Here is a 22,964-nt window from a genome sequence, read left to right as displayed (position 1 = left end):
TCAAGGCACCGGCACGCGGGCCAGCAGTTCGGCCACCAGCCGCTCGCCATCCCAGCCTTCGGCGGTAGCTTCATAGCTGGGCAGCACACGGTGGCGCAGCACGTCCGGGGCCACGCTGCGGACGTCTTCGGGGGTCACGAAGTCGCGGCCAGCCAGCCAGGCGCGCGCACGTGCACAGCGCTCCAGCGCGATCGAGCCGCGCGGGCTGGCGCCCCAGGCGATGCGCCGTGCCAGCGCCGGGTCGTAGCGGCCCGCGTCGCGGGTGGCCAGCACCAGTTCAATGAGATAGCGCTCCAGGGCCGGGGCCATATGCAGCGACAGCACCGCGCGACGGGCAGCGAATACGTCCTCCAGCGGCATGCGCGCCGGTGCGCCCGGGGGCGTGCCCAGCGCATCGCGGGCGCGCTCGCGGGCCAGGCGCAGGATCTCGGCTTCGGCGTTGGAATCGGGATAGCCGATCCGCACGTGCATCAGGAACCGGTCCAGCTGCGCTTCGGGCAACGGGAAGGTACCCTCCTGCTCGATCGGGTTCTGGGTGGCCATCACCAGGAACAGCGATGGCAGCGCATAGGTATGCCGGCCCACGGTGACCTGGCGTTCGCCCATGGCCTCCAGCAGCGCCGACTGCACCTTGGCCGGGGCTCGGTTGATCTCATCGGCGAGCAGGATGGGATGGAAGATCGGGCCGGGCACGAACTCGAAGCGACCTTCCTGCGGGCGCCAGATCTCGGTGCCGGTCAGGTCGGCCGGAAGCAGGTCCGGGGTGAACTGCACCCGCGAGAAATCGGCTTCGAGCCGGGCGGCCAGAGCCCGGATGGCGGTGGTCTTGGCCAGACCGGGCGCGCCCTCCACCAACAGGTGGCCATCGGCCAGCAAGGCCGTCAGCAGGCGCTCGACCAGGGCGTCCTGGCCGACGATTTCAGCCGACAGCGAATCGCGCAGTGCAAGGAAACCGGCATGCAGGCGGTCGTGTTCCGGGGCGGTGATGAGGGGCGTGGGGTCGATTGCGGGCATGGGGGGTGGCAGGTTCATGGCGTCCGTCTGACCCACGCAACAGGCGTAAGGTTCCGCACACATGATGGCAGGGCTGGCCACGCAAAGGGATCAAGATTGCCTGAACGCGACAACGGTTACCGGCCGGGAGGGTCATCGGCGGCGCCAGCGAAGATGGCGCGGCAGTAAGGACCGGCCATCCTGAAACGTCGACAGACCTGCGGCCGTTCGTCGTAGATGCCGCAGTTCATGCTGGCCCGGTCCAGTGCCGCGCACCAGCCGTCCGCGTCCTTGGCCATTACCCGCAGTCCTCCGGCAATCCGGGTGGTCAGCTGCGGCGGGATGCACTCGGTCGCATCCAGGACCACGGTCAACCGGCAACATTGCGCGGTACAACGGGAGCAATGGGGGGCTGACATGCGGGCCAGCATAGCGCGTAGCCCCGCCGCTGACCGCGAAGGGCGCCAAGCGCCCAAGTCGGCACAGCCCGCTGCCTTGACCCAAAAAAAGATCCGGTGCCACCATGGGCACCGGATCCTTTCACCAACCGCCTGCTGAAACGGCGATTTAGTTGGTTTTTGCCACGCGCAGCACCTTCGGGGTGACGAAGACCAGCAGTTCGGCCTTGTCCTTGTTGCGGCTGCGCTTCTTGAACAGGTTGCCCAGGAAGGGAACGTCGCCCAGGAACGGCACCTTGTTGACGCTGTTGCGGTCGGTGAACTCGTACACGCCACCGATCACGACGGTCTGGCCATCATCGACCAGCACAGCGGTGTTGACTTCGCGGCGGTTGATCGAGGGAACCTGGCCATAGCCGTCCAGCACGATGTAGCTCTCGACTTCATCCTTCTTGACCGCCATGTTCAGGAACACGCGGTTGTCGTTGGTGATGGTCGGGGTGACCCTCAGCTCGAGCAGCACTTCCTTGAACTGCACATTGGGCGTGGCTGCCTGGCCGCCGGTGCCACCGGTGATGGTGACGTAACCAATTTCCTTACCCTGCTTGATCACCGCTTCGCGCTGGTTGGTGGTCACCACGCGCGGGTTGGAGATCACTTCACCACGCGATTCCTGCTGCATGGCCGACAGTTCGACGTCCAGCAGGTAGCCGGCGTTGAGGATCGACAAGGCCAGCGAGCCCGGGTTGCTGGCCGCTGCAACCGGCAGATTCCAGTTCAGGCCGGGCGTGATGCTGCGCGGCGCACGCACCGGCACCGGGCCGGTACCACCGCCTGCGGCCCACTCGTTCAGCGCTTCCTGGTACTCGGTCGCGTTCTCGCCATCGCTGGTGATGTTCTTGTGGTTGGCGTCCGTGTTGCCGCTGAAGTACACGTTGTCGCGGCTGCCGGTGATACCGAACTTGGCACCCAGTTCACGCGCGAAGGTGTCGGTGGCGATCACGATGCGGCTTTCGATCAGCACCTGGTCGACCGGGCGGTCGATGACGCTGATCAGCTCGCGCATGCGCGCGACCTTCTTCGGGATGTCGCTGATCATCAGCGTGTTGGTGCGCTCGTCGGCCACCAGACGGCCACGCGAGGACAGGAAGCCGCTGTCTTCCTGCGAACTGCCGCCACCACCGCCACCGCTACCGCCGCCACTGCCGCCGCCGATGCCCTTGGCTTCGGTCAGCGCTTTGAAGATCTGCGCGGCGTTGTGGTAGTTGATCTGGACATAGTCGGTGATCAGGTCCTCACGATTTTCAATCGCGATGCGGGCGTCTTCCTTGTCCTGCTCGAACTTGGCCAGCTCGGCCTGCGGTGCCACCCAGACCACGCCGCCATCGCGACGCTTGTCCAGGCCTTTGGCACGCAGCACGATGTCCAGCGCCTGGTCCCAGGGCACATTCACCAGTCGCAGCGTGACATTGCCCTCGACCGTATCGGAAGCGACAACATTGAGGTTGGACTCCTCGGCGATCAACTGCAGCACGGTGCGTACCGGCACGTCCTGGAAGTTGAAGGTCACCGGCTTGCCGCTGTAGCCACGCTGGGCGATCGCAGTTGCCGCCTGGGTCACCGTGGTGGCGTTGATCGCACCGGTAGCCGGGGCGCTCTTGCGTGCGCTGATCTCAACCACATACTCGTTGCCGGTCTGGTAGGCCAGCGACTCGAAGGCCGTGTTGGTATCGAGCACCAGCTGCGTGCCGCCGCCGTAGGGCCGGGGATCGATGCGCTGCACCGGAGTGGCGAAGTCGACCACATTGATCGATTTCTGCAGGCTCTCCGGCAAGGTCGCGTTGCCGACGTCGATCACGACGCTGTTGCCCTGGCTGCGCAGGTCCGGATTGGCGCCCTTTCCATCGAACTGCAGGATCAGCCGGCCGCTGCCGTCTTCACCGCGTTTGAAGTCAATCTTGGACACCGCCAGCGAAGCCGGTGCGGCGGCCGGCGCAGCGCCAGCCCCCTGGGTCGTGGCTGCGGCCGCCGGCGTGGCGGCCAACAGGGTGCCATTGGCCACCATGAGCGCGACTCCCAGCGCGCACAGGTGGATCAGCTTCGGGCGCCGGACGGGGCGCTGCAGCATGGCGTTGGAAAAGGTCATCGTGCTATCCCCATAATCATTCATTGATCTTCAAGCGCAAGCGATGCAGGCCGTTCCAGCCAGCCGCCCGCGCCATCCGCCACCAGTTCAATCAGTTCGATCCGGTCTTCGAAGACCCCGGTCACCCGGCCGTCGCTCTGCCCCAGATAGACGCCCGGACGCACCCGATAGGTGACCTTGTCCGGTGCCATCACCAGCGCGACGAGTGCGCCGCCCTTGCCGATCGAACCCACCATGTCCAAGGCGTCCAGCGGGAAGGCTTCCAGCGGCTCCTTGCGGCGGTTCGGATCCGGGCGCAGTCCCGAGCCACCACCGGCCTGGGGATTGGCCCAGGCGTCGGTGAACGGATCGCGCATGCCCTGCGCGGAATACTCGAAGGTTTCGAACTGCTGCATGACGGGCAGCGGTTCCAGTGGCGGTGCCGGGCGGGCACGCACGTCGGCCACCCACTTTTCCAGGTTCGGCGCGTCACCGGGCGTGCTGGTGATGCTGCGTGCGCAGCCCGCCAGCAGGACCAGCATCAGCAGACCACAGACCCGTGCGGTACTGGAGAGACTCATCGCTTGCCTCCCTTCGGTGCTGCTGCCTGGGCGGCCGCTTTCTCCTGCGCTTCCATTTCCACGTCGTCCAGGTAACGGTAGGTCTTGACCGTGCCGGAAAGTTCCAGCGCACCGCTGCGCGCGGTGATGCCGGTCTTGGGGTCCTTGGGCTTGAGGTTGATGTCGTGCATGGTCAGGATGACCACGCGCGGCAACGAGGCCACGCCGCTGACGAATGCACCGAACTGGTGGTAGCTGCCCACCATGCGCAGGGCGATCGGCTTCTCGGCGTAGAACTCCTTGGGCACTTCCCCACCCGGCTGGAACAGCTCGTTGACCAGGCCGCTGGACAACGCGGTCTGCGAGATGTCGATGATCAGGTCCGGCATTTCGGTCTTGCTGGGCAGCTGGCGCAGCATCTGCTGCAGCACCTGTTCCATCTGGGCCAGCTGCTGCTTGAGCGGCTCCAGGTTGACCGCGCGGCCCTGTTCCTTCTCGAAATCGGCGCGCAGCGAGACTTCGGTCCGCTCCAGGGACTGCAGCTCTTCACGCTTGCCGCTGATCAGCACGAACCAGGCCAGCACGACGATCACCAGCGACAGCAGCGCACAGAAGACGATCTTCGCCCGCTGCGGCCAACTGCCGATGTTGTTGAAGTCCAGGTCCTTCAGGTTGACTTTCTTCTGGCTCATGCGGCCCCCTTCTGCGGCGTGCTGGACGCCGCCGGTTCGGTGGCCGGGGCGGGAACGATACGGCTGCCCGATGGCGCTGGCGCGGCGGGCTCGGCTGCCGGTGCGGGCGTGGCTGCCGGTGCAGCGCTTCCGGCCGGGGCCGGTGCCAGCGGGGCCACGGCGGGGGCGGCCGGCGCGGCATTCGGGTCGGTACCCGGTGCCACCACGGTGCCATCCAGCGCGATACCGTCAACCGCTTCGCTCTGCGCCGGCAGCGTCACCTTGACCACGAACACGTACGGCAGCGCGGAGATATCCGAAACGGGGCCGATCGGCTTGTTCTTGTCTGTTTCCGGCTTCCTGGCCTCGATCACCGACAGTTCCGGCTTGGTCATCCAGCCCGAATTTTCCAGGTTGCGCATGTAGGCGCTGACCCGGGCGTTGGACTGGGTGCGACCTTCCAGGGTCAGGACGTCGCCTTCCTGTTTCAACGCGGTCAGCACCAGGCCATCGGGAATGGTCCGGACCAGCGCGTCGAACAGGTGCACCATCTGCGAGCGCTTGGCCTGCAGCTGTTCGATCACCTTCTTGCGCGCCAGCAGGCGGTCCTTCTGGCGATCCAGGCGGTCGATTTCCTTGTTCTGCTCCTTGACCCGGGCGATCTCGGCCGTCAGGAAGGTGTTGCGATCGCTCTGGCCACTGATCTGGCGATCGTAGTAGAACCAGATCAGCGCAGACAGCACCACGCCTGCGATGGCCGCAAAGCCCAGCATGGTGATGAACTCACGCTGGCGTTGCCTGCGCCGCTCGGCGCGCCAGGGCAATAGATTGATTCTTGCCATCAGTCAAAGCTCCTCAGCGCCAGACCGGTGGCAATCATCAGCGCCGGGGCGTCCTGGGCCAGGGCATGTGCCTGGACCTTCGGACCCAGCGTCATCTGCGCCAGCGGATTGGCCACCACGGTGGCCACGCCCAGCTGTTCCTCCACCATCTCCGGAAGACCGGCCAGCGCCGCGCAACCGCCGGCCAGCACGATGTGGTCGACCCGGTTGAACTCGCTGCCTGCATAGAAGAACTGGAGCAGGCGGCTGATCTGCTGGACCGTGGCTTCCTTGAACGGCTCGAGCACTTCCATCTCGTAGCTTTCCGGCAGCCCGCCCTGACGCTTGGCCAGCCCGGCTTCCTCGTAGGTCAGCCCGTAGCGGCGCATGACCTCGTCGGTGAGCTGCTTGCCGCCGAACACCTGTTCGCGGCTGTACAGGCTGCGCCCGCCGCGAAGCACGTTCAGGGTGGTCATGGTGGCGCCGATGTCGACCAGCGCGACCACGCCATCGCTGGCGATCGGCAGTTCGCTGGCCACCAGCGCGAAGGCGTTTTCGACCGCGAAGGCCTCCACGTCCATCACCCGGGCGGTCAGGCCACCAAGCTCCAGCGCCGATTGGCGCAGCTCCACGTTCTCCGAGCGCGAGGCGGCCAACAGCACCTGGACCATTTCCGGGTTGTTGGGAATCGCGCCGAGCACCTCGAAATCGAGGTTCACTTCCTCGATCGGGTAGGGGATGTAATTGACCGCTTCGAGCTCGACCTGGGCTTCCATGTCGTTCTCGTCGAGGTCGGCCGGCATCGGGATGAGCTTGGTGATGACCGCAGAGCCCGCCACGGCTGCGGCGGCATGCCGGGCCTTGGTACCTGAACGGTTCACCGCACGCCGGATGGCCTCACCCACGGCCTCCACTTCCACGATGTTCTTTTCCACGACCGCATTCGGCGGAAGTGGTTCCACAGCATAGTGTTCCACACGGAAACGATTGCCACTGCGGGAAAGCTGCAAGAGCTTTACTGCAGTCGAGCTGATGTCGACGCCAATAAGCGGCGACTGGCTTTTTGGGATAAGCCCCACGGTTTCTCCCCTGCCGACGGGCACTTGGACGCACAACTGCGCCCGCGCATTAATAACGGTTTATTTGCAAATCGCAACCATCAACGTGCAAAACGCGCAGTAGCTCACGTTTCACTCGTCCCCTGACGGTAATCGAAATGCTCTCCCCGGGAACAACCCCAGCCGTTCCCTTGCGTAATCTATACTCTGCGGCCACGAAATTCGCAATCGGAATCTGACACTGATGACTCGCCTTCGCCGTTGGCTGCGCTGGTTGCTGGTCGCCTTCCTGGTCCTGGCACTGATCGGCGCTGCGGTCGCCGGGGGCCTGTACTACGCCATTTCCTCCCGTCTACCGGACGTGCAGACCCTGCGCGACATCGAGATGCAGGAGCCGATGTACGTCTATGCCGCCGACGGCAAGCTCATGGCGGTCTTCGGCGAGTCCCGGCGCACCCCGATCACCATGAAGGAGGTCCCGGAGCGCCTGAAGCAGGCCTTCCTGGCCACCGAGGACGCCCGCTTCTACGAGCACGGCGGGGTGGACTACAAGGGCATCGGCCGCGCGGTCTGGCTGCTGGCCACCACCAACGACAAGCGGGTGCCGGGTGGGTCGACCATCACCCAGCAGGTGGCCCGCCAGTTCTTCCTCAGCTCCGAGTACAGCTACACCCGCAAGCTGGCCGAGATCCTGCTGGCGCGCAAGATCGAGCAGGAACTGAGCAAGGACGAGATCTTCGAGCTGTATCTGAACAAGAGCTTCTTCGGCAACCGCGCCTACGGCGTGGCCGCGGCGGCCGAGTTCTATTACGGCAAGAAGCTGGGCGAACTGAGCCTGGATGAGATGGCTTCGCTGGCCGGCATCCCCAAGTTCCCCTCCAGCGGCAACCCGATCAGCAACCCCGAGCGCGCCCGCGAGCGCCGCGACTATTACGTGCTGCAGCGCATGGCCAACCTGGGCTTCATCAGCCAGGCCGAGGCCGATGCGGCCAAGGCCGTGCCCATGCACGCCAGCGCGCATGAGCCGCCGGTGCAGGTGGAGGCGCCCTACGTGGCCGAACTGGTCCGCCAGGAGATGATCGCCCGCTTCGGCGGCGACGTGCTCAACAAGGGCTACCACGTCACCACCACCATCAACGCCGACATGCAGACCGCTGCCAACCTGGCCGTGCGCGATGGCCTGCTGGAATACGACCACCGCCACGGCTGGCACGGGGTGGAGCAGCAGGTGGCGCTGGGCGCGGGCGACGATGCCGCCGCCCTGGCCGCGCACCTGCGCGGCATCAGCGCCCAGTCGGGGCTGCTGCCGGCCATCGTGGCCGGCACCGGCGCCGATGGCAGCGCCACGGTGGTGCTGGCCAACCGCACCGAGCAGGTACTGCCGGCCTCGGCGGCCAAGTGGACCAACAAGACCCCGGCCAAGCTGGTGCAGCGCGGCGATATCGTGCGCGTGCGCGCCGGCGCCAAGGAAGGCGAATGGCTGCTCGACCAGATCCCGCGCGGCCAGTCGGCGCTGGTCTCGCTGGACGCCGAAACCGGCGCGCTGAAGGCGCTGGTGGGCGGTTTCAGCTTCTCCGGCAACAAGTTCAACCGCGCCACCCAGGCACGTCGCCAGCCCGGGTCGAGCTTCAAGCCGTTCATCTACGCCGCCGCGTTCGACAAGGGCTTCAATCCCGCCTCGATCGTGCTCGATGCCCCGGTGGTGTTCCGCGACCGCCGCGGCAAGACCTGGCAGCCGCAGAACGACGGCGGCGGCTTCCGTGGCCCGATGCGCCTGCGCGAAGCGCTGGTGCAGTCGCGCAACCTGGTGTCGGTGCGCCTGCTCGATGGCATGGGCGTGGAGTACGCGCGCAAGTACATCAGCGAATTCGGCTTTGCCGAAGCCGAGCTGCCGCCGAACCTGTCGATGTCGCTGGGTACGGCGTCATTGACCCCGCTGTCGGTGGCGCGCGGTTATGCCGTGTTCGCCAACGGTGGCTCGCGCGTGGATACCTGGCTGATCGACCAGGTCAGCGACCGCGACGGCAACCTGGTGTTCAAGGAAAACCCAGCCCGGGCCTGCCGCGAGTGCGTGGGCACCAGTGGCGGCGCCCCGGTGAGCCAGGTGGTGGACGGCTTCAACTTCGGTGCCGCCGCCGCGCCTGCGCCGGCCGGACCGGCCAAGCCGGAGCAGCCGGCCGCACCGGCGGCGCCGGTGGATCCGAACGCGCGCACTGCGCCGCGCGCGATCGATGCGCGCACCGCCTACCAGCTGGTCTCGATGATGCGCGATGTGGTCCAGCGCGGCACCGGCACGGCGGCCAAAGTGTTGGGCCGCGAAGACGTGGGCGGCAAGACCGGTTCGACAAACGACCACCGCGATGCCTGGTTCTCTGGTTTCGGCGGCCCGTACGCCACCACCGTGTGGGTGGGCCGCGACGACTTCCGTTCGCTGGGGTACCGCGAGTACGGCGGCCGCGCCGCGTTGCCGATCTGGATCGACTACATGCGGGTGGCGCTGAAGGACACCCCCATCGCGCAGAACGAGCCGCCGTCCGGGATGGTCCAGGCCACGCTCAATGGGGCTACCGAGTGGGTCAAGGTGGAGGACATGGAGAAGCTGGCCGAGTACGACTTCAACACCCAGACCCCGCAGGCCGACGACGCGGCGTTTGATATTTTCTGAGCGCAGATGTGGTGCCGGCCGGCGGCCGGCACCACATCGATGTCACACGATCGGTGTACATTCGGTGGCAGGTCGTACGGGGACAAACGCTCATGCATCGGGCACGACAGCATGCGGAGAGCCAGACCCGCGAGCGCCGCCACCGGCTCGCCCACGAAGCCGCCCGGCTGATGGCTGAAGGCGGCATCCGCGATTACCACCAGGCCAAATTGAAGGCCGCCGGACGGCTGGGCATCCATGACGATGCCTCGTTGCCGCGCAATACCGAGATCGAAGACGCCCTGCGCGAGTACCAGCGCCTGTTCGCCGGTGCCGGGCATGGCGCGCAGCTGCGGCAACGGCGCGAAGCGGCGCTGCGTGCGCTGGAGTTCCTGCACGGTTTTGCCCCGCGCCTGTGCGGGCCGGTGCTGGACGGCACCGCCGATGCCAACAGCCCGGTGCAGCTGCAGCTGCACTGTGACGACCCCGACGCGGTGCAGCGCTTCCTGGAAGAGCACCGCATTCCGGCCGAATCGCGCATGCGCCGCCTGCGCCTGGACCGCGAACGCACGCTGGATGTGCCGGTGTGGGTGTTCAGTGCGGAGGAACTGACGTTCGACATGGCGGTGCTGCCCTACGATGCGCTGCGCCAGCCGCCGCTGTCGGCCATTGATGAGAAGCCCATGCGGCGCGCTTCGGCGGCGCAACTGCGCACGCTGCTGGCCGATGACGAGATCAGGGGCTATCTGGACAGCCCCTAGCCTCGCTTCGCAACGCCTTACCAGCCGATGCCCACGCCCAGCGCCACGGTGCTTTCGCCGCCCTGGCTGAAGGCGCCATTGAGGCTGAAGGTGGTGGCGGCACGCCGCTCCAGCACGCGCTGGTAGCCAACGGCCAGCGCCGATTCGCCATCGGCGTGGCCGATACCGGCGCCCAGCCGGTTCCAGGTGGGCAGCCCGGCGGTGTTCATGGCCATGGCCGCCTGCGCGCTGCCCATCGCCACCATCCGGTTCATCCGGCGGTCGAGGCGGTCGAAGCGGCGGTCGACCCCGGCCATCGCCTGGTCGGTATAGGCATTGGCGCGCTGCACGGCTTCGTCCACGGCGCGCGTATCAACCGGTGGCAACGGAGGCTGTACGGTAGACGCGGCCGATGCGGAAGCACCCTTGACGGCGCCCAGGACGGACGCGACCTCGGCGTCGGCGGGCACGCCGGGCGAGGCGTCGGGCACTGCGCCATCGGCCGCAGCGACCGCCTCGCCTGCTGCATCCGGCGCGGGCCGTGCAGTCGATGCGGCCCCCGGCTCGCCCCTGTCGCCGAGCGCGTCCTGCGTCGCGCTCACCGCATCATCGAGCGCGCCCAGCGCGCCGGCCACGGTGCCATGCCATTTGCCCTGCACGGCGAAGCCAGGTCCACGCACTCCACCTTCGGCGTCGATCCCGGTGCCAAGCACCGCCGCCAGAGCGGACAATTGCCGCAATGAAACGACGTCGTCGGCGGCGATGCCGGGCATCACGTTGGTGATCCGCCGGCGCATGCCCTGCCCGCCCACCGACACTTCGAACGGCTGCTGGACGATCGAGCCGAAGCCCAATGCCACGCTGTCGTGCGCCCCTTCCCAGACCTGGGTGGACGCGCCGATGGCCATCCCGTTTTCGGCCAGCACGCGCGAGCGCGAGCCAAGCGAGAAGCCGTCGTGGGCATCTTCCAGGACGATCGCCGCACGCCCCAGTGCGACCGAATTCCTGCCCAGCGAGGTGGCGAAGCTGCCGATCGCGGTCGAGCCTGCGCCCTGCGCCCGGGCATCGCTGCCCATCGCGGTGCCCAGGTGCCCGGCCTGCGCCGGCAGGCTCTGGTCGTCGGCCCCGACCCGGACATACCGCTGGGTGTACTCCAGCGCGGCCACGCGCCGGGTGGCGGCAAACAGCTGCGCACCGTTGATGGCCTGGCGGCTGTCGGCGCTGATCTCCCCCTCGCCCAACGCCACCAGCCGCGCACCGCGCAGGTGCACGGTGGCGTCCTTGCCGAAGCGCACCACATCGCCCAGGTCGGCGCTGACGCCCAGCACGCTGTCGCGCAACAGGCCGATGTCGGTGCGGTTGCGGGCGATCTGCGTGCCATTGCTGTTGACCTGCCAGAGCGCGTCGGACCACTCCGGGATCGAGGCCTGCACCGGCGGCGGCGCCTCGCAGTGGATCACGCGATCACGCGCGGGGTAACGCCCGTACACACCGGCCACGCCCACGCCCACCCCGAGCCCGCCAAGGAAGGACAGCGCGCGCGCCGAGGGCGACACGCCGTCGTCCTGTACGGCGCCCGGTGCCGGGTCAGGCGGCGCGGAAGGCAAGGTGGCGCCAGCAGGTCCTGGCAGCATCAGCGACAGCCCGATGGCGCCGGCAATGGAATGAAGGAGGTGCATGGTGGTTTCCTTTCAGGGCAGCAGGGTCTGCTGGTGTTCGCGATAACCATCGCGGCTGAGGCGGTAATGCACGCGCAACCGCGCGCCGGCCGCAGGCTGGAACGGCAGCGCCAGCGCGTCGCCCGGATAGACGCTGCGTTCGATGTCATGGGTGGTGCAGGTCGTGCCCGCACAATGCTCGATGCGGTCGATGCCCAGCCGCAGCGTGCCGCGGTTGTGCAGGCTGCCGTCGGCCAGCTGCATCTCGACCCGTCCCTCGGCGGGCAGAACGTTGACCAGTACGCCCCAGACCAGGCTGACCCCGATGGTGGCGCTGGCTGTCTCCGCCGTGTCGTCAGGTGCGTCAGGGTCCACCCCGCGCACCCCTTCGAAGTACACCCGGAACGCGGTTTCCTGCTCCACCGGCGTCAGCGCGATCACCCGCACCAGCCGGCTGCCGCCGCCGGCCAGGGCGAACATTCCCGGGGTCACGGCAATCGCTGCGGCGTCGCCGGGCGGCGCGTCCACTTCGTGTTCGACATCAGTCGCAGGCGAGACTACCCGCTTGACCGTGGCTTTGACGTACTGCGTGCGTGGTGTCTGCGCCTGCACGCGGATGCTGGTGGTGCGGCCAGCGTCGACGTGCACGCGCATCGGGTGCACGTCCAGATTGGCCGATACCGGTGCGGCAGGAAGCAGGGACAACAGCAGGACGGTAATGCGATGCGGGCGCATGGAAGCCTCGATGGAGTTCAGGGGCGGCGGGTCGGCAGGCGCATCTCGAGCGTGAGATCGCCCTGGTAGCGTCCATCGCGTTTTTCGGCGGCCGGTACCCGGGGGGTGATGAAGGTCAGCGGGGTGGGAACGCAGTGCACGGTCTGGTCCATGCCCGGCAGCAGCACCGGCCGCAGTTCGGCGCTGTCGATGTCGGCCAGCAGCGTGTCTGCACCGGGGTGCAGCGCGATCGATTGGCCGGCATGCAGCAGCTGCAGGCGGTAGTCGACGCGGTCGTGCGTCTGGCGCCCACCGCCCTGGTGCCAGACTGAAAAGTACTCGCGTGGTCGCCCGGGGGCGTCGGGTCCGCCATCGCGCGCGATCAGCACCAGCTGGCTGCTCAGCGAGCCCAGGCCGTCATACAGGCACATGTCCAGCACCCCTTCCCCACCCACGCTGGCCGGGGGCGGCTGTGCGCGCAGCTGCAGCTGCAGGTCCATCAGCGCGGCCGATGCGCCATGTTCGGGCAGGTAGATGGCGGCGCGGCCGGGATCGGTGACGTTCACCTCCAGCACGAACGCATGCCGGCCCAGCACGGCGCCGCCCAGGCCACTGCGCACGTCCAGGTGCAGCTCGGCCTGCCAGCGCCCCGCCACCAGCGCCCCGATCTCCGACGCCGCCACCTGCAGCGTCGCGGCGGTGCCCGCCGGCGCGACATGGCACTCGCGGGTCGCCGATGTCCACAGGGGGTACTCGGATTTGTCCCAGTAGTCGTCGCTGCAGGTCCGCTCCCACTCGACGCGCTCCAGCCACCCAGTGACGCCCACCTCCCGGCGCTGGCCACTACGCGGTTCGTGGAATTCCAGCAGGATCGGCTGCCGCCCGCCGGGGCCTTCGCCGCTGTCGCCGCGCGGGCACCGGCCGCGTGCCGGGGTATCGGTGCAGGTGACATGCAGGCGGCCGTGGCCGTGCTCCACGTTCTGGAAGCCCAGCAGGGTGCGCGGCGCCCACAACTGCAGCGGCTGCGGCGCCGCGCGGTCGAAAGCATGGGTCAATGTAGTGGTGGTGGTTCCGGGTGATGGAATGGTCACCGGTGGCCGCTGCGCGAGCGCCGGCACGGCGGGCAGCAGCGCCAGCATCACCGCCAGGGCGCGGACCGGGCTCATGGCGGACCTCGCAGAAGGCCCAGGGCGACCGGCGCGGATTCGTCCAGCAGCCGTTGCACGCGCGGCTGTTGCGCGATGCTGGGCGGCAGGGCCTCGCGCGCCAACGCCGCGCAGGCTACCTGCCCCACCAGCTGCACCACGCTGCGCTGTTCGCGTACGAGCAGCGGACACTGCAGCACGCGCCCGTCGAGCAGCAGGTACAGCACCGCTTCACGCTGCGGGAACTCGGCGATGAAGCCACCGTCGTGCCCGAGTCGCGGTACGGCAGCGTTGAGGATGCGTGCACCGGTCAGCGCGGTGCCCGTCGCATCGCGCGCGCTGCCGATGTAGGTGAAGGTTGCTTCCACGCCCACCGGCAATGCGAGCACGCGCCCGGGCAGCAGGAAGGGCTGGTGCGCCGCGCCAGGCCGCGCGACACGAACGGCGACGTCATGGTCGTGGCCGGCAACATCGTGGACTTCGACCCGATGCCGCTGGTAGCCACCGAGTGGCAACAGCCGGCGCTGACCGAAATGAAGCACCTGGCGTCGATTGGCGCCGGCCTGTACTTCGGCCGCTGCGCCATCCAGCCCCGCGGCATCGGCTTGCTCCACACTCACCGCCAGCCCCGCATCGGCGCCAGTGGCGCTGCCCCAGTAGACGCCACGCGGCGACACCGCCAGCGCCGACGCATGGCTGAAGCTGTAGGCAGTGCCGCTGTCGTGCGACTGCCGGTAGTGCGTCAGCACCGCACCGGTGTGGCCAAGGGGGGTGTCGGCGCGCACCGCCAGCAGGCCATCGGCGGCGCCGTTGTCCTGCACGCTGAGCTCGGCGGCGGCCTCGCGTGCGGCGCCTGCCTGCTCCTGCCGCCAGGACCGGGCCAGCAGCAGGCGCTGCTCCGCATCGCCATGGCGGGGCTGGTGGGCTTCCACGCCGATGCGGCGCAGGCGGCTGGTGCCGGCGCTGTGTTCCAGCCGCGACAGCGTGACCCCGAGCTGCAGGCCCTGGTCGCGTCCGTCTCCGCCCTGTCGCCAGGCGCCGAAGCGGGTAGCGACGCTCACGCCGCGCCATTGCCCGGTGAGGCTGAAAGTGGCCTGGACGCTGCGGGTGCGCTGCGCCACCGGTGCACCCACGGCAGGCGTGGCCGGTTCGACGTCAGGCCAGCGGTCGTTGTCGCCCGCAGGCGCGTACCACGCCTGTGCCGCCGTCCGCCGGCGGGTGTGCCCCACGTACAGGCTGCCGCCGGCGAGCGGCACGGTCAGCGACGCGCTGAGCGCGTCGGCGCAGCCAAGTCGGTCGCGGCTGGCTGCGGTGCCTGCGCGGCAGCGACTGCCGCGCAGACGCTGCCGGTACAGGCTCCAGGATGCTGAATTACGCAGGCTGAGCTGCTGCTGGTGGCCGCGGCTGCCGTCGCTGCCGATGATCGCCCCCATCTCGGCATGCAGATCGTGCGTGCCAACGCGATGGCGGGTACCGGTGCGCACTTCGGCGTAGCGACCATCGGCCATGTGCGCCACGCCCAGGCTCATGCCGAGCTGGCGAGCAAGCGGCAGGCGCAGGCCGGCCTGCAGGGCGCCGTTGCCGGCGTGGGCGGCGTTGTGGCGCGCACGTTGGCGGCCCCCCTGCACGAACCATTGCAGACCGGGCTCGCCCCAGTCCTGCGCGCGCGCGAACGGGAGGGTTTCGCTGCGCGCCAGGTGGCCGTCTTCGTGGATGCGCAGGGTGACGTCGTAGCTGCCAGCGGGAAACTGGCGGGTATCCAGGTCGCTGGCACCCGCGGGAAGATAGAAGGTCTGCAGCAGCCGCTCGCCATCGAATGCATCGACCCGCGCCGGGCGTGCCAGCAGTACGGTGAGCGGCGCGGCATCGATTGCCGCGTCCGCATCCACGTATGCCTGGGTGGTGCCCACGCGCAGCCCGTCGAAGCGCTCCAGCGGAAGCAGGCCCAGTCCGAACTGGCCGCCCTGGGTGCTGGCCAGGTTGCGGCGGTCCATGCGCCCGGCCTGCAGGTAATGGCGCCGCGCCAGGTCGTGCCGGTAGTAGAGGTCATCGAACTGGCCATGCGCACGCGTGGGTTGCCCCGGCCAGGCCTGTCGCGCGTAGTTCCAGCTGCCGCCGAGGTGGCCGGCGCGATCCACGCCCAGTACCGCGCTGCCATGTGCGTTGAGGGCGTATCGACGGCCACTGCCGCTGAGGGTGAGGCTCTGCTGGTGCAGCAACGCGTTTTCCGCCTGCTCGCTGAGGGCGTGCAGGCCGGCATCGGCGTGCTGCACGCGCGGCAGCCAGCGCAGGGCGGGAAACAGCAGCAGCGCGCCGTCGCCTTCGTCAAAGATGGCATGCACGTGGGTGGGATCCTCGGGCGGGGCGCGCCAGCCGCAACCGGGCTGCGGCTGGGCATGGGCACAGGCCAGGTGGCTGTCGCGCGGCAGCGGTGCACTCAAGGCCGGCCGCAGGGCCTGCTGCGCGGCCGCAGACAGATCAAGTGCGGCCAGCACCTGTTCGGGTTGTTCGAGTTGGATGTGGTCGAGGGTCACCCACGCGGGCCACAAGCCAGCCGACCGCCCAAACGCGCGCACGTCGACGCGTTCGCGCTGACCACTGACAAGATCTTCAAAACCGGCCGGCACCGGGCTCGCCTGGGCGGCCATGACGGCCAGCAGCAGGACGAGCGCCACCGCCAGCCGGACAAGGGCGGGAGCAGGAATGCGCATGGTGGAGCCGCACGGATGCCGACCCGCGAGGGTCGGCGCCGGCGTGGCAGGTCAGAGGCTGCTGGCCTTCTGCACAAGCACCAGGCTGACCGGGCCGTCGTACAGGCCGGCGGCGGTGATCGGGCCTGGCGTTGCCTGGGCCACGGTCAGCGGCATTTCGATGGAGGCACCGGGAATGGCGCCCTGGAACAACTCGTCGGCGGTGAACGCGATCGGCGCCAGGCCCAGTTCACGGCCATTGAGGCTGACCGCCAGCGGCACATCGACGGCGCCGGCCGCGGTGACATTGGGCTTCAGTACGGCCGATTCGGCCAGCCGCACATCCACGTCGAGGTTGGTGTCGTTGGAGAACACGCGCACGCGCTCGCTCCAGCTGCCCAGGCCGTGCCCGGGACGGTAAGGCAACTGCGCGGTATCGGGAAGCGAACTGCCGTCGGCCTTGAGCAGCGACAGGGTCGGGTCGACGTTTGCCCAGACCGTGATGTGCGCTTCGGCGGCATGGACGGACAGTGCGGCGGTAAAGATCGCCAGGCCCAACGCGGCCTGCTTCAGAGTGCGGTACATGTGTTTCTCTCCCGTGATTGAAAAGCGCCTCGTTCGAGGCGGTCATGGGCACGGCCAAGCGCAGTGCCGACGACACGGTCACGTTAGGCAAAGCGCGTGGTCGTCCCCACGCAACCATTCTTAAACCCGGCAAGCGGGAACCGGTTCTGCGACAGCGCGCGCGATACCGCTGCAACGCAAGCATTCCGAGCTGCTGCGATGCGCATGCAACGCTTGCTTGCCCTATGCTCGCCGCGGCACGGCGTGGTGTTGTGCGGTTGCTGAAGGCGACATTGCGGGTGCGAAGTGCGAAGTGCAGAAGCCTTCATTTGCGGAATCCTGCGCGCAGGGCCGGCAAACGAAGACCTTTGCTTCGTGCATTTGCTCCTGCCTTTCGCACCAAAAAAAACGCCCCCTTGCGGAGGCGTTCTTTCATGCATCACCGAGGCCGATCAGCCCTGGTAGTCACGCACGTCGTGGCCGGTGTAGACCTGGCGCGGACGGCCGATCTTCATTTCCGGGTCGACCTGCTGTTCCAGCCAGTGCGCGACCCAGCCGGAGGTGCGGCCCAGGGCGAACATGACGGTGAACATTTCGGTCGGGATCTGCAGCGCCTTGTAGATGATGCCGCTGTAGAAATCGACGTTCGGGTACAGCTTGCGGGCAACGAAGTAGTCATCCTGCAGCGCGGCCTGTTCCAGCTTCACGGCCACGTCCAGCAACGGATCCTGCACGCCCAGCTGCTTGAGCACCTTGCCGGTCATCTCGCCGATGACCTTGGCGCGCGGGTCGAAATTCTTGTACACGCGGTGGCCGAAGCCCATCAGGCGGAAGCCGGAGGTCTTGTCCTTGGCCTTGAGCACGGCCGATTCGACGTTGTCGGCCGAACCGATTTCTTCGAGCATCTTCAGCACGGCTTCGTTGGCACCGCCATGGGCCGGACCCCACAGCGCGGTGACGCCAGCGGCGACCGACGCGTACGGGTTGGCACCGGTCGAACCGACCAGGCGCACCGTCGAGGTCGAGGCGTTCTGCTCGTGGTCGGCATGCAGGATGAACAGCAGGTCCAGCGCCTTGACCACGTCCGGGTTCAGCTCGTACTGGCCATCGGCCGATTCGAAGGTCTGCTTCAGGAAACGGCTGACGTAATCCAGCGAGGTGTCCGGCGTGTTGGCCGGCAGGCCCTTGCCGTGGCGGTAGATCAGCGCCGACAGCGTCGGCACCTTGGCGATCAGACGCACGGCCGACTGGCGGCGCTGTTCGGCGTCGGACAGGTCCAGCGAGGCGTGGTACTTGGCCGACAGCTGCGCGATGGCCGCTGCCAGGATGGCCATCGGATGGGCATCCTTGTCGAAGCTGGCGATCAGGGCATTGATCGAGGCATCGACGTTGGCTTCGGCGGCCAGCTCATCGGTGAAGGCCTTCAACTGCTCGGCGCTCGGACGCTCGCCGTTGATCAGCAGGTAAGCCACTTCGACGTAGCTGGACTTTTCCGACAGCTGTTCGATGGGGTAGCCGCGATACAGCAGCACGCCCTTGTCGCCGTCGATATAGGTGATGGCGGACTTGCAACTGGCGGTGGCGGTGAAGCCGGAGTCGTAGGTGAAGAGACCGGTTTCCTTGGTCAGCTTCGAAATATCGACACAATCGTTGCCGAGCGTGGGTTTGATGACAGGCAGAACAACCGACGTGTCGCCGGCGTTGAGCGTGACCTGATCAAGATCGGACACTGTGTGCGCTCCTCAGGGGAAGGCGCCCACCCAAGCGCATGGGGCAGGCACGTGAAAGAAGTCCACAACCTGTGCTGTGGATCACGTCATTATCGCACAGCAACATTTGCCACGCCCTAGGACGGAAGTCGTAGACGCGCAGCCGTCCGGCCTTGTTGGCGCAGGCTCCATGGCACTCCAGCCGGGCCGGAATGGACACTGCGTTCCGCCTGGCAGCAGTAATTTATGAACCGCCGTTCATCCGCCAGCAGGGTTTCCCGCGCGCACAAAAAAACAACGGCCGCCGAGGCGACCGTTGTTTGCGTGCAGCAGCTTCGAAAAGCTTATTCGGCAGCAGCAGCCGCAGCCGGCTTGCCGAAACGCTTCTGGAACTTGTCGATACGGCCGCTGGTGTCGATCACCTTGTGCTTGCCCGTGTAGAACGGGTGCGAAGCGGAGGAGATTTCGATCTTGACGAGCGGGTACTCGTTACCGTCTTCCCACTTCACGGTTTCTTTCGACGCCATGGTGGAACGGGTCAGGATCTTGAAATCGGAGGTGACGTCCTGGAAAACGACGTCACGGTAGTTCGGATGGATATCGTCCTTCATGGGGCACACACCGTAAATAAGGTCAGGGAAACGCAAGAGCGGCATTATAGCCGGAGCCGCCGCCAGGGGCAAGCCAAGACCATATCCCGCGTGAAGAGACCGCCGCTGCGGCGTCAGACGACGCCGAGCGCACTCCGGACCTGGGCTTCAAAGCGCCCCTGGTCATAGGCCATCAGCAGCTGGGTGTTGTCCGGCTGCCCGGTCTGGCGGTTCCAGTCGACTATGGTAGCACCCCGGCTGTGCACACCGGCCAGTTCCACGTTCAGCGGGCGCGATTCGACCCGCAGCGCACCTTCCGGCTGCAGCGCCCAGGCCATGGCCAGGGCATCGGCAGCGAACCAGCGCTCGCCGCGGCTGTCTTCGGACCACAGGCGGGTCTGGCGCGAGATCAGCTCGTAGAAGCGGGCCTTGTCGCTGTCGAAGGCCAGCCACTGCTCGACATCCTTGTGCAGCAGGCCGTGGGCGACGGTGGCTTCCCAGTCGGCCACTTCGATGTGCGGGAAGCCGGTGAACACCACGTGGGCCGCTTCCGGATCGAAGGCGATGTTGAACTCGGCCGCCGGGGTGATGTTGCCGTGGCAGGTCACCGCCCCACCCATGACCAGGAAGCGCTTCACGCGCTGCGGCAGGGTCGGGTCGAGCTTCAGTGCCAGGGCAAGGTTGGTCAGCGGGCCAAGGGCGACCAGAAACAGCTCGCCGGCATACTCATGCGACAGGCGCAGGATGGCCAGCGCGGCATGCTCGGCCTCGGCCTGGCGCTTGGCGGCCGGCAGGTTGACGTCGCCGAAACCATCGGCGCCGTGCACGTGCGCGGCATCGACCGAGGGGTGCAGCAGCGGATCGGCGGTACCGGCGAACACCGGCACGTCTTCACGCCCGGCCACTTCACACAGTTTCAGCGCATTGCGGACCGTGTGGTCCAGGCCGACATTGCCGGCGGCAATGGTCAGGCCGACCACGTCGTGGCGCTCGTCGGCAAAGGCCATCAACAGGGCCAGGGCGTCATCGACACCCGGGTCGGTGTCGATCAACAGCGGAATCTTCTTGGTCATGCGTGCCGTCTTTGATGTAGCGGCAAGGGACTTTGGCACCCTCGCATGACAAATACAAGGCAGGGTCCGGCAGCGTCGTGGCCGGCCAACGGCCGGCGCTACCGGGTCGATTGATCCCGACGGTCGATTGATCCCGATCCCAATGGGCCCGTAACAGTTCGTAGCGCCGGCCGTTGGCCGGCCCATGCATGACCGTGCTACGCCGACGCATATCTGACCGCAGATCCGATCCAGCGCTCCACCACCCGATCGGCCACCACCGGCGCCTCGGCCAGCAACCGTTCGGCCAGCGCATGCACTCCCGGCAGCAGGTCTGCGTCGCGGGCCAGGTCGGCCATGCGGAACCCGGCCAGGCCGGTCTGGCGGGTCCCCAGCAGCTCGCCGGGACCGCGCAGTTCCAGGTCCTTTTCGGCGATGACAAAGCCATCGTTGGTCTGCCGCATGGTTTCCAGGCGTTCGCGCGCCATGGCCGACAGCCGCGCTTGGTAGAGCAGCACGCAGCGCGATACCGCCGACCCACGCCCGACCCGACCGCGCAGCTGGTGCAGCTGCGCAAGCCCCAACCGCTCGGCGTTCTCGATCACCATCAGCGAGGCATTGGGTACGTCCACGCCCACTTCAATCACGGTGGTGGCCACCAGCAGATCGATCTGCCCCGCCTTGAACGCGACCATGGTGGCCAGCTTCTCGCTGGCTTTCAGCCGCCCGTGCACCAGCCCCACCCGCACGCCCGGCAGCAGCGCCTGCAGCGACTCGAACGTGGCCTGCGCCGGGGTGGCATCAAGTTCTTCGTTTTCCTCGATCAGGGTGCATACCCAGTACACCTGCCGACCTTCGCGACATGCCAGGGCGATGCGCTCGATCAGTTCGGGGCGACGATCATTGTTCAGTGCCACGGTCTGCACCGGGGTGCGCCCGGGCGGCAGCTCGTCAATCGCCGACACATCCAGATCGGCGTATTCGGACATCGCCAGCGTGCGCGGAATCGGCGTGGCAGTCATCACCAGCTGGTGCGGCACACTGCGCCCGCCCGGCCCCTTGTCGCGCAGCGCCAGCCGCTGGTGCACGCCGAAGCGGTGCTGCTCATCGACAATGGCCAACGCCAGGTCATGGAACACCACTGTTTCCTGCATCAGCGCATGGGTACCCACCACGACCTGCGCCTGCCCGTTGGCGACCTGTTCGAGCACCTTGCTGCGCGCCTTGCCGGTGACCTTGCCGGCCAGCCAGGCGACCTGTACGCCCAGCGGTTCCAGCCAGCCGCGCAGGTTGGTGAGGTGCTGTTCGGCCAGCAGTTCGGTCGGCGCGGCCAGCGCGACCTGCTTGCCCTGCTCCACCGCCAACATGGCCGCCAGGGCGGCCACCACGGTCTTGCCCGAGCCGACATCGCCCTGCACCAGCCGCAGCATCGGGCGGGGTTGCGCCAGGTCGTCGCGGATCTGGGTGAACACCCGCTTCTGCGCGCCGGTCAAGGCGAACGGCAGCTGTTTGAGCAGGGCCTTGGCCAGCTTTCCGGGGCCGGCCAGCGGGGGCGCGTGGTGCGCCTGCAGGGCAATGCGCTGGCGGCGCAGGCTCAGGTGATGGGCCAGCAGCTCTTCCAGCGCCAGCCGGCGCTGTGCGGGATGGGTGCCTGCGGCAAGCGCGGCCAGGTTGGCATCCGGTGGCGGGCGGTGCACGGTCATCAGTGCGCTGCGCAGCGAGGGCAGCGCCAGGCCATCGAGCCAGCCAGGCGGCAACAGTTCCAGAGTGGATTCTTCGGGCAACCGGTCCAACGCCTGGCCGATCAAGCGGCGCAGCGTGGCCGGGCCGATGCCTTCGACGGTGGGATACACCGGGTCCAGGCTGTCGCCCAGCGCCGGGTCATCGGTACGGCCGAGGACCTGGTAACTGGGGTGCACGATCTCCAGCCCCAGCTGGCCCGGCTTGGGCGTGCCGAAACAGCGCAGGCGGGTGCCCACCGCGAACTGGGCCACCTGCTGCTGGCGGAAGTGGAAGAAGCGCAGCACCAGGGTGCCCTGCCCTTCGTCTTCCACCGCCACCTTCAACGTCGGGCGGAAGCGCATGCCGCGGTCCACCGCCACCACGCGGACTTCCACCTGCGCCGGCACGCCGCTGCGCAGATCCTGGATGCGGGTCAGCGCGGTGCGGTCTTCATAACGCAGCGGCAGGTGCAGCCACAGGTCCTGCAGCGAGGACAGGCCGCGCGCCGCCAGTTTGGCGGCCACGGCCGGCCCCACGCCAGCGAGCGCCGCCAGCGAGGCTTCGCCGGACGGCGCCAGCGCCGGGGTGACCGCCGGTCTGCGTGCCACGTGGCGGTCAGTCGATGACCATCACCGCATCAACCTCGAAGTTGGCGCCCTTGGGCAGGCCGGATACTTCGATGGTGGAGCGGGCCGGGAACGGCGCCTGGAAGTAGTCCTGCATGACCGCATTGACCTTGGCGAACTCGGCCAGGTCGGTCAGGTACAGGCCCAGGCGGACCACCTTGTCCAGCGAGCCGCCAGCGGCTTCGGCCACGGCCTTGAGATTGTCGAAGGCGCGGCGGGCCTGGGCTTGGACATCACCAACGCCGACGATGTCGCCGGTGGCCGGGTCCAGCGGAATCTGGCCGGAGAAATACACGGTGTTGCCGGCACGCACGGCCTGCGAATACGGACCGATCGCGGCCGGTGCGTTTTCGGTATTGATGATCTGGCGGGACATGGGGTGCCTCGTTATGTCGAAAGTGATGGGACATTGTACCGCCCCATGGTCGAGCCATCGGGGCGTATCGATCCCCATGGTGGGGCTATCGGGATGCATCGAAACCAC

At 67.7% G+C, this 22,964-nt stretch carries 19 protein-coding genes; 2 read left to right on the top strand and 17 right to left on the bottom strand.

The genetic code is table 11. The features are described from left to right. From WIX41_RS12885 to WIX41_RS12855, 7 genes are all read right to left on the bottom strand, one after another. Positions 1-1,032 carry an AAA family ATPase gene (locus tag WIX41_RS12885; protein WP_409187389.1) on the bottom strand — a complete coding sequence of 344 codons (1,032 nt, stop codon included), beginning with the start codon at positions 1,030-1,032 and terminating at the stop codon, positions 1-3. Between the two features lie 98 nt (positions 1,033-1,130). Further along, positions 1,131-1,412 carry a YkgJ family cysteine cluster protein gene (locus WIX41_RS12880; protein WP_339448133.1) on the bottom strand — a complete coding sequence of 94 codons (282 nt, stop codon included), beginning with the start codon at positions 1,410-1,412 and terminating at the stop codon, positions 1,131-1,133. 148 nt (positions 1,413-1,560) lie between these two features. Next, on the bottom strand, positions 1,561-3,537 hold the full coding sequence (locus tag WIX41_RS12875) for a type IV pilus secretin PilQ (protein ID WP_339448131.1): 1,977 nt from the start codon (positions 3,535-3,537) through the stop codon (positions 1,561-1,563). Between the two features lie 20 nt (positions 3,538-3,557). Continuing rightward, positions 3,558-4,058, bottom strand: coding sequence for a pilus assembly protein PilP (locus WIX41_RS12870; RefSeq protein WP_409187501.1), 501 nt, complete (start codon positions 4,056-4,058; stop codon positions 3,558-3,560). Positions 4,059-4,093: 35 nt separating this feature from the next. Further along, complete coding sequence (locus WIX41_RS12865; RefSeq protein WP_339448127.1) at positions 4,094-4,768, bottom strand: type 4a pilus biogenesis protein PilO; 675 nt, start codon at positions 4,766-4,768, stop codon at positions 4,094-4,096. Further along, positions 4,765-5,589 carry a PilN domain-containing protein gene (locus WIX41_RS12860; protein ID WP_339448125.1) on the bottom strand — a complete coding sequence of 275 codons (825 nt, stop codon included), beginning with the start codon at positions 5,587-5,589 and terminating at the stop codon, positions 4,765-4,767. The genes WIX41_RS12865 and WIX41_RS12860 overlap by 4 nt, the downstream gene beginning before the upstream one ends. Next, the gene (locus tag WIX41_RS12855; RefSeq protein ID WP_038686523.1) at positions 5,589-6,647 is read right to left on the bottom strand and encodes a pilus assembly protein PilM; all 1,059 of its coding nucleotides are present in this window, start codon (positions 6,645-6,647) and stop codon (positions 5,589-5,591) included. The genes WIX41_RS12860 and WIX41_RS12855 overlap by 1 nt, the downstream gene beginning before the upstream one ends. A 223-nt stretch (positions 6,648-6,870) precedes the next feature. Here WIX41_RS12855 and WIX41_RS12850 point away from each other — a divergent pair, with 223 nt between their 5' ends. Next, positions 6,871-9,291: a penicillin-binding protein 1A gene (locus WIX41_RS12850; protein ID WP_339448122.1), complete on the top strand. Its 2,421-nt coding sequence runs from the start codon at positions 6,871-6,873 to the stop codon at positions 9,289-9,291. Positions 9,292-9,383: 92 nt separating this feature from the next. Next, positions 9,384-10,031, top strand: a complete 648-nt coding sequence (locus tag WIX41_RS12845) for a hypothetical protein (protein WP_339448120.1) — start codon at positions 9,384-9,386, stop codon at positions 10,029-10,031. Between the two features lie 17 nt (positions 10,032-10,048). On the opposite strand, the gene WIX41_RS12840 is transcribed toward WIX41_RS12845, so the two are convergent. The 10 genes from WIX41_RS12840 to WIX41_RS12795 all read right to left on the bottom strand — a co-directional run bounded on the left by WIX41_RS12840 (position 10,049) and on the right by WIX41_RS12795 (position 22,856). Continuing rightward, the gene (locus tag WIX41_RS12840) at positions 10,049-11,689 is read right to left on the bottom strand and encodes a YadA-like family protein (protein WP_339448118.1); all 1,641 of its coding nucleotides are present in this window, start codon (positions 11,687-11,689) and stop codon (positions 10,049-10,051) included. A gap of 12 nt (positions 11,690-11,701) precedes the next feature. Then, positions 11,702-12,403, bottom strand: coding sequence for a hypothetical protein (locus WIX41_RS12835; protein WP_339448116.1), 702 nt, complete (start codon positions 12,401-12,403; stop codon positions 11,702-11,704). Between the two features lie 17 nt (positions 12,404-12,420). Further along, positions 12,421-13,548, bottom strand: a complete 1,128-nt coding sequence (locus WIX41_RS12830) for a CfaE/CblD family pilus tip adhesin (protein WP_339448114.1) — start codon at positions 13,546-13,548, stop codon at positions 12,421-12,423. Continuing rightward, on the bottom strand, positions 13,545-16,238 hold the full coding sequence (locus WIX41_RS12825) for a CS1-pili formation C-terminal domain-containing protein (protein WP_339448112.1): 2,694 nt from the start codon (positions 16,236-16,238) through the stop codon (positions 13,545-13,547). Before WIX41_RS12825 ends, WIX41_RS12830 begins: the two co-directional genes overlap by 4 nt. Before the next feature lie 51 nt (positions 16,239-16,289). Further along, positions 16,290-16,802: a CS1 type fimbrial major subunit gene (locus WIX41_RS12820; RefSeq protein WP_339448110.1), complete on the bottom strand. Its 513-nt coding sequence runs from the start codon at positions 16,800-16,802 to the stop codon at positions 16,290-16,292. 431 nt (positions 16,803-17,233) lie between these two features. After that, positions 17,234-18,511, bottom strand: a complete 1,278-nt coding sequence (locus WIX41_RS12815) for a citrate synthase (RefSeq protein WP_339448108.1) — start codon at positions 18,509-18,511, stop codon at positions 17,234-17,236. A gap of 323 nt (positions 18,512-18,834) precedes the next feature. Beyond that, positions 18,835-19,101, bottom strand: a complete 267-nt coding sequence (locus WIX41_RS12810; RefSeq protein WP_339448106.1) for a type B 50S ribosomal protein L31 — start codon at positions 19,099-19,101, stop codon at positions 18,835-18,837. Positions 19,102-19,214: 113 nt separating this feature from the next. After that, on the bottom strand, positions 19,215-20,153 hold the full coding sequence (locus tag WIX41_RS12805) for a nucleoside hydrolase (RefSeq protein ID WP_339448104.1): 939 nt from the start codon (positions 20,151-20,153) through the stop codon (positions 19,215-19,217). Positions 20,154-20,350: 197 nt separating this feature from the next. After that, on the bottom strand, positions 20,351-22,462 hold the full coding sequence (gene recG, locus WIX41_RS12800; protein WP_339448102.1) for an ATP-dependent DNA helicase RecG: 2,112 nt from the start codon (positions 22,460-22,462) through the stop codon (positions 20,351-20,353). Between the two features lie 7 nt (positions 22,463-22,469). After that, positions 22,470-22,856, bottom strand: a complete 387-nt coding sequence (locus WIX41_RS12795; protein ID WP_339448100.1) for a RidA family protein — start codon at positions 22,854-22,856, stop codon at positions 22,470-22,472. Positions 22,857-22,964 lie beyond the last annotated feature (108 nt).

Origin of the sequence: Stenotrophomonas sp. AB1(2024), assembly GCF_037482345.1 — a bacterium.
Taxonomy (GTDB): domain Bacteria; phylum Pseudomonadota; class Gammaproteobacteria; order Xanthomonadales; family Xanthomonadaceae; genus Stenotrophomonas.
The sequence above is the reverse complement of the archived record's forward strand: the minus strand, read 5'-3'. Positions and strand labels throughout refer to the sequence as shown.

Bases quoted from the DNA above. Each gene is read 5' to 3' on its own strand.
- WIX41_RS12885 (WP_409187389.1), bottom strand. From the start codon at position 1,032: ATGAACCTGCCACCCCCCATGCCCGCAATCGACCCCACGCCCCTCATC.
- WIX41_RS12880 (WP_339448133.1), bottom strand. From the start codon at position 1,412: ATGTCAGCCCCCCATTGCTCCCGTTGTACCGCGCAATGTTGCCGGTTG.
- WIX41_RS12875 (WP_339448131.1), bottom strand. From the start codon at position 3,537: ATGACCTTTTCCAACGCCATGCTGCAGCGCCCCGTCCGGCGCCCGAAG.
- WIX41_RS12870 (WP_409187501.1), bottom strand. From the start codon at position 4,058: ATGCTGGTCCTGCTGGCGGGCTGCGCACGCAGCATCACCAGCACGCCC.
- WIX41_RS12865 (WP_339448127.1), bottom strand. From the start codon at position 4,768: ATGAGCCAGAAGAAAGTCAACCTGAAGGACCTGGACTTCAACAACATC.
- WIX41_RS12860 (WP_339448125.1), bottom strand. From the start codon at position 5,589: ATGGCAAGAATCAATCTATTGCCCTGGCGCGCCGAGCGGCGCAGGCAA.
- WIX41_RS12850 (WP_339448122.1), top strand. From the start codon at position 6,871: ATGACTCGCCTTCGCCGTTGGCTGCGCTGGTTGCTGGTCGCCTTCCTG.
- WIX41_RS12845 (WP_339448120.1), top strand. From the start codon at position 9,384: ATGCATCGGGCACGACAGCATGCGGAGAGCCAGACCCGCGAGCGCCGC.
- WIX41_RS12840 (WP_339448118.1), bottom strand. From the start codon at position 11,689: ATGCACCTCCTTCATTCCATTGCCGGCGCCATCGGGCTGTCGCTGATG.
- WIX41_RS12835 (WP_339448116.1), bottom strand. From the start codon at position 12,403: ATGCGCCCGCATCGCATTACCGTCCTGCTGTTGTCCCTGCTTCCTGCC.
- WIX41_RS12830 (WP_339448114.1), bottom strand. From the start codon at position 13,548: ATGAGCCCGGTCCGCGCCCTGGCGGTGATGCTGGCGCTGCTGCCCGCC.
- WIX41_RS12825 (WP_339448112.1), bottom strand. From the start codon at position 16,238: ATGCGCATTCCTGCTCCCGCCCTTGTCCGGCTGGCGGTGGCGCTCGTC.
- WIX41_RS12820 (WP_339448110.1), bottom strand. From the start codon at position 16,802: ATGTACCGCACTCTGAAGCAGGCCGCGTTGGGCCTGGCGATCTTTACC.
- WIX41_RS12810 (WP_339448106.1), bottom strand. From the start codon at position 19,101: ATGAAGGACGATATCCATCCGAACTACCGTGACGTCGTTTTCCAGGAC.
- WIX41_RS12805 (WP_339448104.1), bottom strand. From the start codon at position 20,153: ATGACCAAGAAGATTCCGCTGTTGATCGACACCGACCCGGGTGTCGAT.
- WIX41_RS12795 (WP_339448100.1), bottom strand. From the start codon at position 22,856: ATGTCCCGCCAGATCATCAATACCGAAAACGCACCGGCCGCGATCGGT.